Here is a 17,723-nt window from a genome sequence, read left to right as displayed (position 1 = left end):
CTATACGGTGACCTGAGTATCAGGCGACCGAACCTCATGGAAAACGCATCCAGTGCGTCCGTCTACTTTAACGCGAAACCGTGTCACGGCAAGTCGTCCGGGGACAAAACTTCGTTGTTTCAGGAAAATTCCCATCTCCAGACAGGCGCTTCAGCCCTGCGCAAGCTCCTGCAAGGCCCGCAGCAGGTCCTCCGGCGATGGCGGACATCCCGCAATCGAACGCCGCACCGGCGTCAGGGCCTGCAATCCGCCCAGCGTCGCATAACCGGCCGGAAAAGGCCCGCCATCCACCGCGCAGGCCCCCACCGCAATCAGACATCTTCCCGGTGGCATCGCCCGCCACACCCGGTCCACCATTTCAGCACAGACCCGTGTCACGGCTCCCGTCAGCAGCAGCCAGTCCGCATCCGCCGGGTCATTCACGCAGACAAACCCGGCCTGCTCCAGCGCAAAGGCACTCCCGTTCAGGGACTCGATTTCCATGAAGCAGCCCTCGCACCCTCCGGTCTCGAGCACATACAGCCCGATGGGACGCTCCCGGCGCGGAGCCGTTTCCTGCATGGACGGACGCCAGCGTGTCGCATCCATGAACGCATAAAGCAGGCTCAGAGGCCCTGTACGTCTAACGCTCACAGCGCAATCCCCGCCGGTGACAGCCCGATCGAGCCCAGCGCCGCCGGAACGCGATCGACAGCATAACCCCGCAACATCGCTCCCAGAACAGGCAGCAGGGAAACGCCGGGATCGCGGACATGCAGACTTTCGATCTGGCCCTCCTTCAGACGTACCCAGTACCAGACGTCTCCGCGCCCGCCTTCAGCCACACCGATCCCTTCTTCCGTCCGGTCCGGCGCAGGCTCGTCATCCTCCAGACCGATACTTCCCAGAATACGCTCCATCAGCGCCAGCGAATCCCGGATTTCCGCAAGCCGAAGCCCTTCGCGCGCCCGGGCATCGCCTTGGCTCGAACCTGTCGCCCGCAATGCCTCCAGCCGCATCCCGGCTTCCCGCCGCCGCATGTCCATGCTGCGACCACTCGAACGCCCGGTCACGCCCCCCACGGCAAAACGCTCTGCCAGTCGCGCATCCAGCGTGGCGAACCCGTCCAGACGCGGTGCAAAAACCCGGTGAAGCTCTTCCAGCGCCGCAAGACGCGGCTGCATGGCCGCATGCACAGCCTGCGCCAGCGGCACGATTTCCAGCCCATCGCGGAACCCGTCACAGGTCACCATATCCATCAGACGACGCGAAACACCCTGCTCCGCACAGGCCCGCGCAATAGCTTCGCGCGCATGATCGCAATGGGTCGCTAGAAGCTCCGCATCCACGCCGCGTGCCGTCCGTGCCATGTCGAACAGATGGATCGAAATCCGCTCGATCTCCAGCAGGATCATCCAGACATCCCGGATTCCCGGTCCCGGAACCAGCCCGCGCGCCTGCGCGACGGCCCGGGCAAAAGCCAGCGGATGCGCAACAAACCCGCCCGCCGTCACACGCGACACCAGCGACATCGCCTCTTCCGGCGTCTTTCCCGCCAGCCGGGCAATCAGACCGCGATGCGCGGCCCCGGCGCAGACTTCCACATCCCGGATTTTCCCCTTCAGAACCTCAAAGGAAAATTCCAGCGGACCACTCAGTCCGGTCTGCTCGGGACGCAGCAGATGGCTTCCCGCCAGCGGCCGCAATCCTCCCGCCGCCGGCCCCGGACGCGATGACAGCGGCCAGGTCGAGGTCCAGCCCCCTTCATCCAGCGCGGGAGCCCCGTTCCCACGGGCATCCATCGCTTCCACGCCGTAAAGATCATATGACACCCGCTCGCCCCATTCCGCGCCGGCAAAGCGCGAGGACGGGGCAAGATAGCGCCGGTCTTCCACGATTGTACTCGCCAGAAGCGGACAGTCCCCCTCCAACAGAAGCACGTAAGCGCGGGCATCATCCGCCCAGCAGGAAATCAGCGGCAGCGTCGTTCCCGGCACCGTCAGCATCTCGCTCCACTGCGCGGGATCAAGATGATAATGCGACAGCGCGACCCGCTCGCCACTGCGAATAATCCGCCCCATGCTTCTCATGGCCGCCACCCCGTCACCGGATGCCAGGCCAGAAACAGCGGACCGCACAACCCTCCTACCAGCAGAACGGCCTGCATCACGGCCACCACGCCGCGCTCCCCACGCCCGAACGCCGAAAGAAGCGTCGCGGGCCGCACGGACCACAGAACCGGGAGCAGGCATACGATCAGCAGGATCAGCTGCCCCGTCTCAAGCGATCGACCGATGCCAACAAGCGCACAAAACACCGGCCAGGGCGCAGCGCCTGCCGCAATCACATCAGTCCCCTCAGCACTACGCAGATCCAGAACCGCAAGCCCCAGCGCCGCGAGCAGCAGCAGAACAATCGCCGTCCCTTCCCCGGTCGCCGCGGCCAGCGCACCGAACGCCGACAGCATCGGCAGCGAGACGACCCGGCCGGAGGAACGCGCCGTCACCAGCATGAGGATCGTCCCGAACCCCGCGATCAGCATCAGCAGATGAACCAGCGGATACGCACTCAGACGAAACATCAGCATCAGCGCCGAAAACCGCAGTCCCGTATCTAGCAAAGCCGCCTCGGGTGCAGGAGCAGGCGATGGCCCAAGCCCCGCCACAATGCACAGCCCGACCGTCAGCAGCACCGCCCCCAGCGAGGACTGCGGCATCGGCAGAAGCGATGCCCCCAGAAGCCCCAGCACGACGCCGCCCAGCCTGCTGCGTGCGATGTCCCACACGACCAGAGCCTTTCGCGGCCCCCGGCCTTCCCGCCAGGCCAGAAGAACAGTGCCCGCACCACACAAAACCGTCACGGCAAAGGCCGAATGAATGTTCAGTGCCAGAAGCGCACAGCCCGTAACAAGGAACGGCAGGACCCGACCGGTCCGGTCCTGTGCCGGCGGCAGAAGGAGTGGAATGGCGGTCACGATGCACGAACAGGCTGCCGCCAGCGCATCCGTCCCCGGCATCAGCCAGACAGCCAGCGGTGTGATAACCAACCCAGCCACGGCAAAGGTCAGACTGCTGGCGGCCTGACGGTTTTCAGGCGTCAGAAGCAGCAGGAACGCCGCCAGAAGCGGCCAGACCGTTACGGCAAACAGCGTTCCGATCGGGGCAAGCGGATGCATCAGACCTCCTCCACCCGACGCCAGGCCAGACGCGGCAGAAGCGTGACGCCAAGGGCCGCCAGCACGCCCCAAAGGCTCAGTGCTGCCAAGAAAAGTGGCCAGGAATGCAGAATGCAGGACACGACAATAAGCCCGTCAGCAGCCCGCAGCAGGCCGGTAAACTGCACCAGCGGCACACCCCATGCCGCTCCACACAGCCCGGCCAGAACCGCGCCCGCGCCCAGAACCGGCGCCAGTCCAAGCCCCGCACCGGACAGCCCAAGTGCCAGCAGGAGCACCAGCGTCCCCACAACCGGCAGAACAGCCGCCCGGTCTGGTGCTTCCGCCGCAAACCGCCGCAGCCATGCCCAGGCCAGACCATTCAGCCCGATCAGCGCCACAGACGTCAGCAGCGCCATCAGCCCCGAACAGACCGTCGCCCCTGCAAAGGCGCAGACCGCCCCGTAAAGCGGCAAACCCCGCCCGTCCTTGCCCAGCCCCGCAAGCGCCAGAAGCAGCAGCAATCCGAACCCGACGATCATGTGCCGAACCTCCCCGCCAGAGCCAGCAGAAGCGCCACTCCTGCAAACAGGGCCGTCAGACGTGCGCTCCGTTCCTGCGCCATAAGCCGCAGCCCGACCGCAACCGCAACCGTCAATGCCAGACGCCCGACCAGAGCCAGCAGCCCCAGCCACCAGCCCTGCACACCGCCCTGCGCCAGCCCGACACTCACCGGCAGCGCCAGATCGGACAGCAGAAGCAGCCACCCACAGTTCAGCACATCGGCAATGCTCCGAGCCGCTTCACGTTCCTGACGGTCCCGGATGCCGGACAGCATTCCCGTGACGTCCTGCGCCCGCAGGGGAGGACACGCAATGCCCAGCGCCAGAGCACAGGCGGCAAGCGCGCCTTCCAGACCAGGCTCCGGCTCGATATGCAGCATCGCACACAAGCCCCCCAACCCGTCCGTTCCCGGAGCCGCAAGCGCAATCAGCGCCTCGGTCAGGCACAGCAGCAGAACGGCAGGAATGAACCGCCCCGCCTCACCCGGCAGCAGGCTCTGCCCCACAAATCCGCGTCCCAGCAAAACCACCAGCCCGATGACCAGCGGGTCCGCCAGAGATGAAAAGACCGATCCCGTCGTGACCGCAGGCAGGCACAGAAGCGTCAGAATGCCAGCCATCAACGCCAGCGCCGTTCTCCCGCCCAGCGGAGCCCGGAACAATGTTTTCCAGAAGCGTCCGGCCTGCAGAAGACGGAACCGCACCGGCCCGACCGATCGCCCAGCCAGCAGGAATGGCAGATCATCCAGACACCAGCCGATAACAGGCGCCAGCACTAGAAGCAGGCCGAGCTGAAAGAGCGCCTCCAGCATCGCCAGCAGGATCATTCCGATCTCATGCGCTATCACGTCATCACTCCCAGCACCGCCAGGACGAGACCGAGGAGCACAAGCCAGAGGCCGACGGCGCCCTGACGCAGATCGGGAAGCACGGGCGCCCTCACATTCCGCAGACCTCGGAGACGCAGCCGCCCACCCGCGATGACACGACGCAGTGTCCAGTTCAGGGAAGGTGCTTCGTCAAACAGCCCATCCCCGATCGTCAGCAGTTTCCCGAGCGCAGGCACAAGCAGGGAGGCCGCCTGCACCACACCACCCATGACCCGCCAGGGTCGTACAAGAACGATCCAGATCCCCGCACCAGTCAGAATGAACGCTGGCAGCAGCAGATGCGCTCCATCCCCGGCACCAATGCTCCAGACGGGCCAGACCCACTCTCCCCCCATTGCGTGCAGCACAGGGCTTGTCAGTCCAAACACAAGAGCTGGCGCGAGAAGACTTCCCGCGCCCAGCAGCAGAACAGATGCCCCTGAAACGATTTCTCGACGCAGGAAAAACAAACGTCCCACTTCGAGAATGTCCGAGAGGCTCAAAAGCCCAAGCAGCAGGGCCACAACTACGCCAAGGACACTCCAGCCCTCCACGCCTGCCGCCATGCCAAGAGCCGCATGAACCCCGAGCCACAACACAACCAGTCCAGGCAAGGGTGGGAACGGCAGACGCAGCACGGCAAGTACTGGAAATCTTCGTCCCAATGCAGCCGCCAGTACCAGCAGCGCCAGATCAAGAAGCAGCGCCTCCAGCGCGATCCGCGCGCATACTGCAAGGCTCTCAGCCAGCGCCGCCACGACCAGAACCATCAGAAGAACAGGCCGTAACAGCCCCAGATTTCCGGGGCGGACTGCCCCAAGAACGGACCAGCCAACCAGTCCGCACACCGCACCCCCCAGACCGGCCACAAGTTCTGCCGGAACTGCCAAAGGCGCATGCCAGATCAGCGAGACGGCAAGAGTACTCATAATGGAAGGACAGGCCCCATCCCGCCGACGCACAAGCGAAGACCAGAACAGAACCGGCAGCAGTGCTAGTAAAACGAAGGTGTGTGCAGGAAAAAGGACGCTCAACAGCAGGGCCGGAACCGTCCAGACTGCCGGACACGCGTCCCGATCCTGCGCGATGATCACGCCAAGCGCAACAGCCAGAACAGCCGGGGACAGCACCAGTATCGCAGCCAGTGCCGCAATACAGATAACCACCGATCGCGCCCCATGTCCGGCTTCCATCGCCTGCAGACAGGCAGGAATGGCCAGAACAGCAAGGCAGAGAGAGACCGGATCGGCGTAAAACAGGGTGGAGAAAATATGCAGGGCGCGGTCCGCAGGTTAAGTGAAAACGGACCGCATACCACCACGACCGTCAGATCATGGCGAGAGATACCTTGCGTTTCGGCGGAGGAAAAGCGCTGTCGAGCGTTTTGAGATCCTCATCCGTCAGGCTGATTTCCAGACTGGCGATATTTCCGGCCACATGCTTCGGAGAGCCGGCCTTCGGGATCGCCATGATATTCGGCCGCCGCAGCACCCATGCCAGAGCAATCTGGGCCGTATCCGCCGGGCCAAGCGACGTTTCATGCCGTGACGCCACTTCCTTGAGCGCCGGATGATCCAGAAGCTCGCCCCCCTGTCCCAATGGCGAGTAGGCCATCGTCACGGTTTCGGACTTGAGATCATGTTCAAGAAGATCGAACTCGGTCCCGCGATGTTCCAGATTATAGAGCACCTGATTGACCAGACAGTTCCCCGACAGGTTCTCGATTTCCTCCATGTCATCGACATCGAAGTTCGAAACGCCCCATCCGCGGATCAGCCCGTCATCCTTCAGATCCTCAAACGCCCGGATCGTCTCTTCCAGCGGCGTGCCCCCACGCCAATGCAGCAGATAAAGGTCCAGCCAGTCCGTATCGAGATGCTTCAGCGAACGTCGGCACGCTTTGTGCACACCGTCATAGGACGCATTTGACGGCACAACCTTGCTGACGAGATAGACGTCATCACGCACATCCGCGATGGCCTCGCCCACCAGCTTTTCCGACCGGCCATTGCCGTACATTTCGGCCGTATCAATGACCCGCAGACCGGCCTCAAGCCCCTTGCGCAGGCTTTCGACCTCATCCGAATGCCGGGCCGCACTGTCGCCGACATTCCAGGTTCCCATTCCAAGCGCGGGAACCGTAACACCATTCCTGAGTGTGACTGTCTTCATGACTGTTTCCTGTCTGTGTCTTTAGACAACGACAGGATCAGCCGGCTGTTCCCTCGAAACTTCAGCCTGCGCCGTCGTATCGGTCCCCGGCGCCGCACCATTGGCTGCCAGAAGATCCCGCAATTTCCGCACGATCGGGAAGACCTCGACGTTATGATCGCCGCCCAGTTCGCGCCAGGCGTTCTGCTCCAGCTCCATGATTTCGCGGTCTTCTTCAAAGATCCGGTGCGTGAAAATGCCCAGCGCCGGCCAGATCAGATCAATCAGGAACGGCGTCTTTGGCCGCAGTACCGACAGCAGACCGAAAGTCTGCGTGCTCATCCCATCCGCCGTGTTCGGCACATAAACGCTGAACAGCTCCATGATCAGATCACCGTCCTTGTCATGGATTTTCAGACTCTGATACGGATAGGTCGTGCGGATGCTGACGATTTCCTCAACCGGCTGCTCCCGGGTCGGATCATCATGATGCTTGCCGAAGATCAGGCGTTCCGCCAGCGGCTGCTGGTTTCCCGTCCGCGCGAAGCTGTACCGCGCCTCGATGAAGTTCTCGCCCGCGTCCTGCCCCAGAAAACGCGCCTTGATCTGCCCCATCTGACGGCGGTGCAGGAACTGATGGTTCATGTCCATCAGGTTTTCATGCAGGAACGTGTAGTGGCATTTCACGACCGGACTGAAATGCCGTGTCTTGAACGCCGGATTGTCCACTTGTGCCAGAGGCGGCAGGGGCACGCTCTCCGCCTTGCTCGCATCACCGGGGAAAACGAAGATCATTCCGCCTGCCTCACGACAGGGATATGTCTTCACACCATTCGGCAGTTTGCCCTTACCCAGATACGGCACATCAATACAGCGTCCCGAGCGGCCATAGGCCCAGCCATGATAACAGCACTGCACCGCCTCACCGCTGACCTTGCCGAGGCTGAGCGGAACCTGACGGTGCGCGCAGCGATCTTCAAGCGCAAAAACGCTGCCCTCTTCAGGACGGACCAGTGCAATAGGAAAGCGCCCGAACCGCCGCCCGATCGTCTTGCCACGCTTGAGATCCTTCGACCAGGCCAGCGGATACCAGAAGTCGGGATTGATATCGGCGCGACGAAGGTCAGTTTTCGGAGATGCGGGGGAAGAAGTCATGGGGTCTGGCACAGTCGGGCGTCCTCTCCAGTGCAATGAACGGCACCCCGGTTACGGAGCGTCTTCCATCAATGGTTTCAGACACAATTTGAAACCTTACCCCGCCTTTTTCCAGCCCCGCTCTTCCTGTTTCCAGTACACGAGATTGTGACCGGAAGATTTCATCGTAACCCAGCGTTCTCTTGCCCGCTGAACGGATTGCGGATTTCCACCATCGAACAGATCGAAAATCCGGGTGAAGGGCGCGAACGCATCGCTTCCCGCCCCATCCACGCGGAACAGGAACCGCGCCCCGTTCGGCACGTCCTCTCCTTCGGTCAGCCAGATCGGCTGCCGGGCCGCATGGCCGCTCTTTGCAGTGCCATGCGGAAGCCAGACCGGATCCCGACACGCCCACAGCGCCGTATCCAGCGCCATGACCGCAGCCGCATCCGGGCAGCGCACAACCGCGCGTTCCCCGGCATCCAGCGTCCGGCCCAGCAGGGCCGGAAGCGCCTGCTCAAGCGGCGTGCGCGTCAGATGATAGAACCCGACATCCACGGCGTTATCCCGCTCCTCAGGTGCTGGCTTCGTGTGCCTTCACGAACCGGTCCAGCAGACGCACGCCAAAACCTGTCGCACCCTTCGGCGCAATAGCGGACGCCTTGGTCTTCCAGGCCGTGCCCGCAATATCCAGATGCGCCCAGTCCGTGTCACCCACGAAACGCTTGAGGAACTCAGCCGCCAGAATGGCACTGCCCGGACGACCGCCAATATTCTTCATATCCGCGATGTCGGAATCAATCTGGCGGTTATAAGCCTCGCCCATCGGCATCCGCCACAGACCTTCACCAACCTGCGCCCCGGCCTCGGCCAGTCCCTGAGCCAGAGCATCACTGTTGCTGAACAGACCGGCATTTTCGTAGCCAAGGCTGACCACGATCGCGCCCGTCAGCGTCGCCAGATTGACCATCAGCTTCGGGCTGAACCGCTTCCGCGTATAGGACAGCACATCCGCCAGAACGAGGCGTCCCTCTGCGTCGGTGTTCAGCACCTCGATCGTCTGACCGTCATAGGCCCGCACGATATCGCCCGGACGCTGCGCCCCGCCGGACACCATGTTTTCGACAAGCCCCACAACACCGATCGCATTGACCGGCGCCTTGCGACGGGCCAGCGCACTCATCAGACCGATCACGGTCGCAGCACCGCCCATGTCCGTCTTCATCTCGTCCATGCCGGCCGCAGGCTTGATGGAAATGCCACCGCTATCGAAGGTCACGCCCTTGCCGATGAAGGCCAGAGGCGCCTCGCTGCCACCGCCGTTATGACGGACGATCACCGTGCGCGGCTTGTGCACACTACCCTGCGCCACGCCCAGAAGTGCGCCAAAGCCCAGCTCCGTCATGGCCTTTTCGTCGAGAACTTCAACCGTCAGTCCAAGCTCGCGCAGTTCTTCGATACGCTGCGTAAAGGTCTGGGGATAAAGTACATTCGGCGGCTCGCTCACGAGATCCCGCGTCAGGATCACACCCTGCGAGACCGCATCCAGATCCGCCCATCGCGTCCGCGCCGCCGCAACATCGGAAACCGCAACATGCAGCGTGTTCAGAACCGGACGGCTGTCGGATTTTTTCGTGCGGTACACATCGAAATCATAGGACGACAGGCGCGCGCCCAGAGCCGCGTCCGGAGCAAACTGCTCCAGCCCTTCGGAAAGCGCCAGAACCGCGCTCTCAACACCATCCAGCAGACGAACGGCCCGACCGGCAGCGTTCTCGACGGCCACGGCATCCACAGCAGCACCACCCTTCGGTTTCACGCCGGCGAGCACGATCTGCGACAGCCCTTCAGCCGGAGCCGGCAGCACCACGCTCTGCCCGGCCTCACCCTTGAATCCCTTCAGCGCAACAGCGCGCGAAACTGCTCCTGCCGAAGCCTTGTCCAGCGCCGCGAAAATCTCGCCAGAGGCCGCATCACACAACAGAACGACAGCCTTGGGCGCATCCGCAGAAAAGGCTGGAAGGGAATCGAAAATCACTGAAAGCATGATGATCCTGTCGTCTGGAACATGAAGTCGTTGTCCCCGTTATCGGGAACACCAACCGCCCATACAAGCCCTCTGCACGTCCGGCCTGAAGAAAGGCCTCTCCATGCATCGCGCTCTTGTGAAGATCCTGCTCTGCGCTAGCCTGGCTTTCGGAACCACACAGGGATGCGCTGCCACGGCCAACGTAGAGATTACCGATATCCACCCGATCGTGATCAACAACCGTCCCGTCACGCTTCACCCGGCAGGTTTCCCTGACGTGACCATCACGCCGCTATGGCGCGAAAACGGCAATGCATGGAGCTACACGCTGTATGCCATCAGCACCCGCGATACAGAACAACCCGACCGCACAAGCCTTGTGGATACAGAAGACCCGGACAAAGGCGGTCAGCTTCTCGATATATTGCGTGACATTCCGCATACCGGCGAAGATGCCATCCAGACCATTCATTTTGCCTTCGGCCGGGCTAACGGAAAGCCAGCCTTCCTGCTGTTCGTGACCACCCGCGACACCGGTGCCCATCCTGTCCCACAGCCCAGCCCGGCGCATGTCCGGATCTATCAACTGACGCGCGGAGACGGAGAACCTGCCACCACACCATTCTATTTCTCACTCCGCACCACGCTCCCCTCCCCGCTCACGACATGCCACGCAGACATCGCCCTGAGCGCTGCGACAAAAATCCCGTTCGCAAAATGGAACGGTGATCAGGAGCCCGTCCTGACCTGCCCGCAATAACGGGCGCATCAGCACATGACGCAAAGTGTATCTTGGAGTAGTCTGGGAAAATGACTTCTGCCCCCCCCATCACCGTTCCTGCGGACGATGACCGCGCCCTTCTGGCCCTGGCATTCCGGCTCGCTTCCGAAGCCTCGGACATCATCAATGCCATTCGCGCCCGGGGTTTCAAAACGGACATCAAGACCGATGCCTCTCCCGTCACGGAAGCGGATCATGCTTCCGAACGGCACATCCTGTCCGGCCTGCGCGCAGCCTGCCCGTCCATTCCCGCCATCGGCGAAGAAGAAATGTCAGCCGGGATCCGGGTCAATGCAGAAGACTCCTACTGGCTGGTCGATCCGCTCGACGGAACACGCGGCTTTGCGTCAGGGGGAAAAGATTTCACCGTCAATATCGGCCTTGTCCGACACGACCGCCCGGTTCTGGGCGTCGTGGCCCTTCCCGGCTACGGCCTGATCTATAGCGGCGGACAGGGTCTCGGCGCCTACCGTTCGGACGGAACCCACAGCACACCGATCCGGACCGCCACACCCTCGGCCGAGGGGCTGCGCGTTCTGGCGTCCAGCCACCATGGCAACCCGGAACTGCTGGAGCGCTGGCTCGCAGGACGGAAAGTCGCTTCCGTGGGAAAGCTGTCCTCCTCGGTCAAGTTCATGCGGGTTGCCGAAGGCGCTGCGGATTTCTATCCCCGCTTCGGTCCCACCATGGAATGGGACACGGCCGCCCCCCAGGCCATTCTGGAAGCCGCAGGCGGCGCCCTTCTGGACGAGCACGGAAACCCCCTGCGCTACGGCAAGCCGGACCGGCTGAATTCATCTTTCTACTGCACCGGAGGCGCATCTTGAGCGACACGCCGCATACCGAACGTCTGACAGCCACACCCGAAGGGATCCGCCGCGCGGCTGAACTTCTGAAAGCCAGCAAGCTCGTCGCGTTCGGAACCGAAACCGTCTACGGCCTGGGTGCCATTGCCTCGTCCGATACGGCTGTCGCAAAAATCTTCGCCGCCAAGGGACGCCCACGTTTCAATCCGCTCATCAGCCATCTTCCCGATGCTGAAAGCGCTTTCGCACAGGCCTCGCTCAGCGGCAGGATGAAAGACGTCGCACACGCCCTTGCCGACCGTTTCTGGCCCGGCCCGCTGACGATGGTGCTTCCCCGCTCCCCGGACTCGACTGTCTCCGATCTTGCCGCCGCCGGCCTGTCCACGCTGGCGCTGCGTGTCCCGCGTGGCAAGACGGCTCTGGCCCTGCTCCGCGAAGTTGGCGCCCCTGTGGCTGCACCGTCTGCAAACGTCTCGGGAACCGTCAGTCCCTCCGATGCCTTCCACGTTCTGCGCTCACTCGATGGCCGGATCGACGCGGTTCTGGATTCCGGCCCATGCTCTATCGGTGTGGAAAGCACCGTGCTCGACCTGACCCGCGAAGTACCCGTCCTCCTGCGACCGGGCGGCGTGACACTCGAAGAATTGACCGCGCTTTGCGGCCCGATCCGTCATCCGGACGATTTTTCGGAAATTGCCCCCGCCTCCCCCGGCAGACTGGCCTCGCACTATGCCCCGAGCCTGCCCGTCAGACTGGATGCAACCTCCATCGCCCCGAACGAGGCCCAGCTTGCTTTTGGCACGCCCCTTCCCGGCGCCGGCCTGACCTGGAACCTGAGCGAGAGCGGCGACCTTGAAGAAGCTGCGGCCCGTCTCTTCGCCGGACTACGCTTTCTGGATGCGGAAGGAACCCGCCGCGGCCTGAAAACCATCGCCGCCCAGCCGATCCCGCGCCATGGGCTTGGCCTCGCCATCCGTGACCGTCTTCGCCGTGCCGCCGAACCGCGCACGGATGCTGCGACGCTCTCCTGACGATGGCCCGCGCCCCGGATCCCAGGGAAATCAAGATTCTCTCCGATATCCTGGCTCTGGTGCTGGACGAACAGCCCGGTCACGCCGCCACTGCGCTGGAGCGGATCCGCCAGATGGCCCGGCGTGACAACGTCACGGGCGGCGCGTTGAAAAACCTGTTCATCACCCGCATCGGAACGGTCCCGCAGAAAGACACATCGGATCGAGAACAGGGACTGCAGGAGCGGATTTCAACGCTGGAGCGCCGCCTCCGGCAAAGCGAAGCGGACACCCGTACCGCCCAGCTCCGTCTGGGCCGATGCCAGATGGATGTGGGACTGCTTCAGATGGAGATGGCGACCGTGCAAACACAGAAACCCTGGCGTTATGTGGCAATCGTCTTCGCGGTCGGCACAGGCCTTCTGGTCGGCATTGCCGCAACAGAACTTTATCACAGCCTGACACCCACAAGGGCACCCATCGACCGGGCCTCCTATCTGCGATAGAAACTGTTTCGTTTTTTCGCCTTCCTCCCGCCACGCGCTAGGGATAGATGAAGGGCCATGGCCTCATCCTCCGGTACCTCCGGGCGGCAGATCCTGCCTCTGCTCGACCGCTATATTCTCCGTCAGCTCCTCATCGCCCTGCTGGCGCTGACAGGAGGTGCGACGGCACTGATCTGGCTGACCCAGTCGCTGCACTTTGTCTCGATGGTGGTCCAGCATGGCCTGTCCCTGCGGGTCTTCATCCAGCTCACCTCGCTGATGCTGCCATCCTTCATCGCCGTCATCCTGCCCATCACGACGTTTCTCGTTGTGCTCTTCACTTATCAGCGGATGGTCGGCGACCGGGAACTCACGGTCATGCGCGCTGCCGGCCGATCACCACTGGAGCTTGCCCGTCCCGGCCTGCTCTGCGCGGGCTTCTCCGTAATCTTGTGCTATATCCTGACCCTGTGGCTCGCGCCGGTCTCCTATCATGCGTTCCACCGTTACGAGTTCCAGATCCGCAACCGCATGGCCGCCTTCCTGCTTCAGGACGGCGTTTTCACCAGCCTGTCCAGCGACATGACGGTCTATGTGCGGGGCCGCACCAATGACGGACAGCTCCACGGCGTACTGGTCGAAGATGACCGTGATCCCGATTCCCACACGACGATCCTGGCAGAACGCGGCACCATGGTCGTGGTCAATGACCAGCCCCGTGTTGTTCTGTATGACGGCTCCCGAGAGGAAATCGACCGCCACACCGGCCGGCTGAATGTCCTGACATTCGGACGCAATACGATCGACCTCACCTCATCGCGCCAGAACAACCATGAAGACCGGGACCCAGACGAGATGTCGCTCCACGAGCTGTTCCATCCCGATCCGCATGAGGTCTCCGAACGTGACCGCGGCAAGAACATCGTCGTGGCCTGGCGCCGCCTTACCTCACCGCTGACGGCCCTTTCCTTTGCCATGATCGGCCTCGTCACCGTGCTCAGGGGTGCCTTTTCACGACATGGCAACATCACCCGTCCTCTGACGGCCATCCTGACGGTTGTCGGCCTGCTTGCCGTTTCGCTCATGCTCCAGAACCTCGCCGGACGACATCTCGTCCTGGTCCCGCTGATCTGGATCGAAGCTCTCCTGCCCGCCGTGGTCTGTGCAGTGCTCCTGTTCCTCGAACAGTGGACCGGAAGTGTGCGTGAACCCGCTTCAGCCCCGACATCTGCGGAGGCCGCCCGATGAGGGCTACGTCTGCCTTCCGTCCAGGTCCGTGGCTGACGTCCCTGTTCCAGATCTTCAGCACCAGCGACGATCACGCAGGATTTTCCACGACACTTGCGATCTACATCGCACGGCAGTTCATGCTCAGCACCCTTTCCATGGTGCTTGCGCTGACCGGACTGGTGTCGCTGTTCGACTTCATCGACCTGCTGCGCCGTGCGGCCACCCGCCCCAATGTTCCGGCCAGCCTCGTCGTCAAGATCGCAGCCCTGCATGTCCCGTATTACGTCATCTACGTCCTGCCTTTCGGCATCCTGCTGGGCGGGATCGTCTGTTTCTCGCGCCTGACGCGCTCGTCCGAACTGATCGTGGCACGCGCGGCCGGCATCTCAGCCTGGCAGTTCCTCGCCAGCCCCCTGGCCTGTGCCCTGTTAACCGGACTGCTGACGACGACGGGCATTTCCGCCCTGTCCTCGGACATGTTCCGCAGCGCCGAAATGCTGGATCAGACCTATCTGCGCACCGGCGGCGGCCCCCTGACCCTGAATGGGGGGGCGCTCTGGCTCAGACAAGCCGATGACGGTCTTGTTCCCCATGGCGTTGCCATTCTGCATGCCCAGGACGTCCATCTCGTTGACGGAGAACTGAAGGTTTCGGGTGTCTCGATCTTCCGTCTCGATGACCATGACCGCCTGATCGTCCGCGTCGAGGCGCCCAGCGGCTCCCTTGGCAATCATCAGTGGATCCTTCACGGCACCTCCCTGCTGCATCCGGATCACCTGCCCCAGCAGATCGGCGACATGACCCTGCCATCCGACCTCACCGTCGGCCGCGTTCAGGAAAGTTTCGCATCGCCGGATACCCTCTCCGTCTTCGCGCTTCCGGGGTTCATCAACCTTCTGGAACGCTCCGGTTTTCCCTCAATCCGGCACAGACTTCATTTCCAGTCGCTACTGGCCCTTCCCATTCTGGCCGGGACCATGGCATTGGTATCCGCAGGCTTCTCGATGCGTCCGACACGGCGCGGCGGTGTGGCCCGGATGCTGGGATCGGGAATCGCCGCAGGCTTTGCGCTGTTCACCATCTCGAAAGTGGCCGAACAGTTTGGTGAATCCGGCGCCCTGCCGCCGGTTCTTGCAGCATGGGCGCCGACGGGTGCGGGGCTCTGCCTTGCCGTAGCACTTCTGCTGCACATGGAGGATGGTTGATGACGGTGCCCCTGTGGCTCCCAACACGCGCCCGCAGACGCGCTTCGTTCGTCGGTGCCACACTGATGGCTGGAACCGCGCTCGTGGCGCCGCAGAAAATGTCTGCAAACACGATGCAGCGCGACAACTCCCATGTCATCGTCATCGGCAAACCAACATCCCAGACTGATCCACTGACCTATCTTGCGGACAGCGAAAGCTACGCCAAGAACGGTCTGATCACATGGGACGGCAATGTCCGCGTCTGGCAGGGTGATCACGCCCTGCGCGCAGATCGCGTCACCTATGACCGCAGTACCGGCATTCTGTCGGCCAAGGGCCATGTCGCCGTCGTCGAACCTGATGGCAGCACGACCTATGCCGATTATGTCGAGTTCACCCACGGCATGCATGACGGCATCGGCAGCGGCATCTACATCCGTATGGAAGAAAACGCCAAGCTTGCCGGCAACGGCATGCGCCGCACGAACGGGATGCTGAATGACCTCACACATGCCGTCTACACGGCCTGCAAGATCTGCGAGAAAAACCCCGACCTGCCCCCCTTCTGGCAGTTCCAGGCCTTCGATGCGACGCAGGACGTGCAGCACAAGCGGCTTGAGTTCGATCATGCCTGGCTGAAAATGCTCGGCCTGCCGGTTTTCTACTTCCCGTTCTTCTCCATGACCGATCCGTCCGTCAAACGGCAGAGCGGCTTCCTGATGCCCGGCATCAGCCCGCATGACCGCTATCTCGGCACGTATTTCACACTTCCCTATTTCTGGGCCATCGACGAGCAGCAGGACCTGACGGTCCGCGGCCTCGTCTCGACCAAAACCGGCCCCGAACTGACGGCACAGTACCGCAACCGCCTTAATTTCGGAGCGATCGACGTGACCGGCGGCATCGCTTACGACACGCATGACGAAAGCCGTTACACGAACACGTTCGGCAACAACGTCGGCGCCTCCAGCGAATACGGCGTGCAGGGTTACGTGTTCGGCCGCGCCAACTTCGCCATCGACCGCAACTGGCAGGTCGGCGCCAACATCAACGTCGCCAGTTCCGCCAATTATATGCGTGATTACCGTGTCCCCGGTTACGGTTCGGAAATGCTGAACTCCAACCTGTTCCTCGAAGGATACGGCGTCGGGTCCTATCTGCGTTTTGACGGCCAGGCCTATCAGGGCCTGAACCAGGGCGTCATCCGCAACTCGGATCTTCCCTGGGCGCTTCCCCGACTGACCTATGCCTTCCAGGGTCAGCCCGACATGTTTGGCGGTCGCCTCAGCGTCCAGACAACAAACTTTAATCTGTACCGAAAAAACGGCATCAACGACCAGCGCGGCGAAGCGGCCATCCAGTGGGACCGTCCCTTCCATAACAGGCTCGGCCAGCAGTTCCTCCTGACGGCACGCCTGGACTCGATGGTCTATCATGCCACCCGGGCGTACCAGCAGCCGACCTATTATACGAACGCCGGTGGCAACCACCTTGTGGGACAGGTGCAGCCTACCGTCGCCCTGCGCATGAACTGGCCGTTCCTGCGCAGCTTTGCCAAGGGCCACGGTTCGCAGATCCTTGAGCCGATCGCCCAGATCATTGCCTCTCCCAACACCGGCAATTCGCAGAACCGCAATCTGCCCAACGAAGACAGTCTGTCCTACGAATTCACGGACACGACGCTGTTTTCCCTCAACCGCTATCTCGGCACGGACCGTCTCGACGGCGGAATCCGCGCGAATGTGGGCATTCACCAGAACTGGTCCTGGAACGGCCACGCCATCGACATGCTCGTCGGCGAGAGCTTCCAGGAACATATCGATCACAACCGTCTGCCCTATTCCGGCCTCGACCATCACCTGTCGGATCCGGTGGGCCGGCTGCGTGTCAGCCCGAACCAGTATGTCGATGTCACGGCCCGTGGCCGTTTCAATCCCTGGACGCATCAGTTCGATTATGGCGAAGGCCTTATCAGCACCGGCGTTCCATTGTTCCATCTGACGGGCGGCTACGTCTACGCACCCGTAACGCCGTATTACTATTACGCGACAAACTTCCGCGAATACGGCCCCAACGCGCCTTATATCGTCAAGACAAGCGAAGTGACGGGTGGTTTCTCAACCCGCTGGCGCAACTACCATGCGTCCGGTTTCTTCCGCCGCAGCCTGTCGCGGAAACAGTTCGTCGCAAATGGTGGGACGATCGGCTATTCCAATGACTGTTTCGGGCTGGATATCATGTATATCAAGCAATACACCCGTATCGGCGGCGAACAGCGTAACGAGACCATCCTGTTCAACTTCACGTTCAAGACGATCGGCACATTCGGAATCAACGGTTGA

General features: G+C 62.3%; 17 protein-coding genes. 7 read left to right on the top strand and 10 right to left on the bottom strand.

Annotated features, from left to right (window positions below):
* Window positions 1-150: 150 nt before the first annotated feature.
* The 10 genes from GRO01_RS11565 to GRO01_RS11520 all read right to left on the bottom strand — a co-directional run bounded on the left by GRO01_RS11565 (window position 151) and on the right by GRO01_RS11520 (window position 9,900).
* Window positions 151-633: an NADH-quinone oxidoreductase subunit B family protein gene (locus tag GRO01_RS11565; protein ID WP_231490297.1), complete on the bottom strand. Its 483-nt coding sequence runs from the start codon at window positions 631-633 to the stop codon at window positions 151-153.
* Complete coding sequence (locus tag GRO01_RS11560; protein ID WP_231490299.1) at window positions 630-2,060, bottom strand: NADH-quinone oxidoreductase subunit D-related protein; 1,431 nt, start codon at window positions 2,058-2,060, stop codon at window positions 630-632. Before GRO01_RS11560 ends, GRO01_RS11565 begins: the two co-directional genes overlap by 4 nt.
* 5 nt (window positions 2,061-2,065) lie before the next feature.
* On the bottom strand, window positions 2,066-3,154 hold the full coding sequence (locus GRO01_RS11555; protein WP_062509526.1) for a hypothetical protein: 1,089 nt from the start codon (window positions 3,152-3,154) through the stop codon (window positions 2,066-2,068).
* Window positions 3,154-3,675: a hypothetical protein gene (locus GRO01_RS11550; RefSeq protein ID WP_062509529.1), complete on the bottom strand. Its 522-nt coding sequence runs from the start codon at window positions 3,673-3,675 to the stop codon at window positions 3,154-3,156. The genes GRO01_RS11555 and GRO01_RS11550 overlap by 1 nt, the downstream gene beginning before the upstream one ends.
* Window positions 3,672-4,544 carry a hypothetical protein gene (locus GRO01_RS11545; RefSeq protein ID WP_231490301.1) on the bottom strand — a complete coding sequence of 291 codons (873 nt, stop codon included), beginning with the start codon at window positions 4,542-4,544 and terminating at the stop codon, window positions 3,672-3,674. Before GRO01_RS11545 ends, GRO01_RS11550 begins: the two co-directional genes overlap by 4 nt.
* On the bottom strand, window positions 4,541-5,731 hold the full coding sequence (locus GRO01_RS11540) for a hypothetical protein (RefSeq protein ID WP_231490303.1): 1,191 nt from the start codon (window positions 5,729-5,731) through the stop codon (window positions 4,541-4,543). Before GRO01_RS11540 ends, GRO01_RS11545 begins: the two co-directional genes overlap by 4 nt.
* Window positions 5,732-5,891: 160 nt before the next feature.
* Window positions 5,892-6,737, bottom strand: coding sequence for an aldo/keto reductase (locus GRO01_RS11535; RefSeq protein WP_062509533.1), 846 nt, complete (start codon window positions 6,735-6,737; stop codon window positions 5,892-5,894).
* Between the two features lie 21 nt (window positions 6,738-6,758).
* Window positions 6,759-7,871 carry an aromatic ring-hydroxylating oxygenase subunit alpha gene (locus GRO01_RS11530; protein ID WP_062509535.1) on the bottom strand — a complete coding sequence of 371 codons (1,113 nt, stop codon included), beginning with the start codon at window positions 7,869-7,871 and terminating at the stop codon, window positions 6,759-6,761.
* 96 nt (window positions 7,872-7,967) lie between these two features.
* A complete protein-coding gene (locus GRO01_RS11525; RefSeq protein WP_062509537.1) occupies window positions 7,968-8,411 on the bottom strand; it encodes a DNA polymerase III subunit chi in 444 nt (147 codons plus the stop codon).
* Window positions 8,412-8,427: 16 nt separating this feature from the next.
* Window positions 8,428-9,900, bottom strand: coding sequence for a leucyl aminopeptidase (locus tag GRO01_RS11520; RefSeq protein ID WP_062509539.1), 1,473 nt, complete (start codon window positions 9,898-9,900; stop codon window positions 8,428-8,430).
* 103 nt (window positions 9,901-10,003) lie between these two features.
* Here GRO01_RS11520 and GRO01_RS11515 point away from each other — a divergent pair, with 103 nt between their 5' ends.
* From GRO01_RS11515 to GRO01_RS11485, 7 genes are read left to right on the top strand one after another with little or no spacing between them, the layout of a single operon-like run.
* Window positions 10,004-10,642, top strand: coding sequence for a hypothetical protein (locus tag GRO01_RS11515; RefSeq protein WP_062509540.1), 639 nt, complete (start codon window positions 10,004-10,006; stop codon window positions 10,640-10,642).
* 50 nt (window positions 10,643-10,692) lie between these two features.
* A complete protein-coding gene (locus GRO01_RS11510) occupies window positions 10,693-11,490 on the top strand; it encodes a 3'(2'),5'-bisphosphate nucleotidase CysQ family protein (protein ID WP_062509542.1) in 798 nt (265 codons plus the stop codon).
* Complete coding sequence (locus GRO01_RS11505) at window positions 11,487-12,500, top strand: L-threonylcarbamoyladenylate synthase (protein ID WP_062509543.1); 1,014 nt, start codon at window positions 11,487-11,489, stop codon at window positions 12,498-12,500. Before GRO01_RS11510 ends, GRO01_RS11505 begins: the two co-directional genes overlap by 4 nt.
* 2 nt (window positions 12,501-12,502) lie before the next feature.
* Window positions 12,503-12,985, top strand: a complete 483-nt coding sequence (locus GRO01_RS11500; protein WP_062509544.1) for a hypothetical protein — start codon at window positions 12,503-12,505, stop codon at window positions 12,983-12,985.
* Between the two features lie 57 nt (window positions 12,986-13,042).
* Window positions 13,043-14,212, top strand: coding sequence for an LPS export ABC transporter permease LptF (gene lptF, locus GRO01_RS11495; protein WP_062509546.1), 1,170 nt, complete (start codon window positions 13,043-13,045; stop codon window positions 14,210-14,212).
* Window positions 14,209-15,399, top strand: coding sequence for an LPS export ABC transporter permease LptG (gene lptG, locus GRO01_RS11490; protein WP_083541369.1), 1,191 nt, complete (start codon window positions 14,209-14,211; stop codon window positions 15,397-15,399). Before lptF ends, lptG begins: the two co-directional genes overlap by 4 nt.
* Entirely contained in the window at window positions 15,399-17,723 is a 2,325-nt protein-coding gene (locus GRO01_RS11485) for an LPS-assembly protein LptD (RefSeq protein WP_062509549.1), read from the top strand. Before lptG ends, GRO01_RS11485 begins: the two co-directional genes overlap by 1 nt.

Source organism: Gluconobacter roseus NBRC 3990, assembly GCF_006538885.1.
In the GTDB taxonomy this organism is placed as follows: domain Bacteria; phylum Pseudomonadota; class Alphaproteobacteria; order Acetobacterales; family Acetobacteraceae; genus Gluconobacter; species Gluconobacter roseus.
Note: the sequence above shows the minus strand (reverse complement) of the source record. Positions and strands in the feature narration are given on the sequence as shown.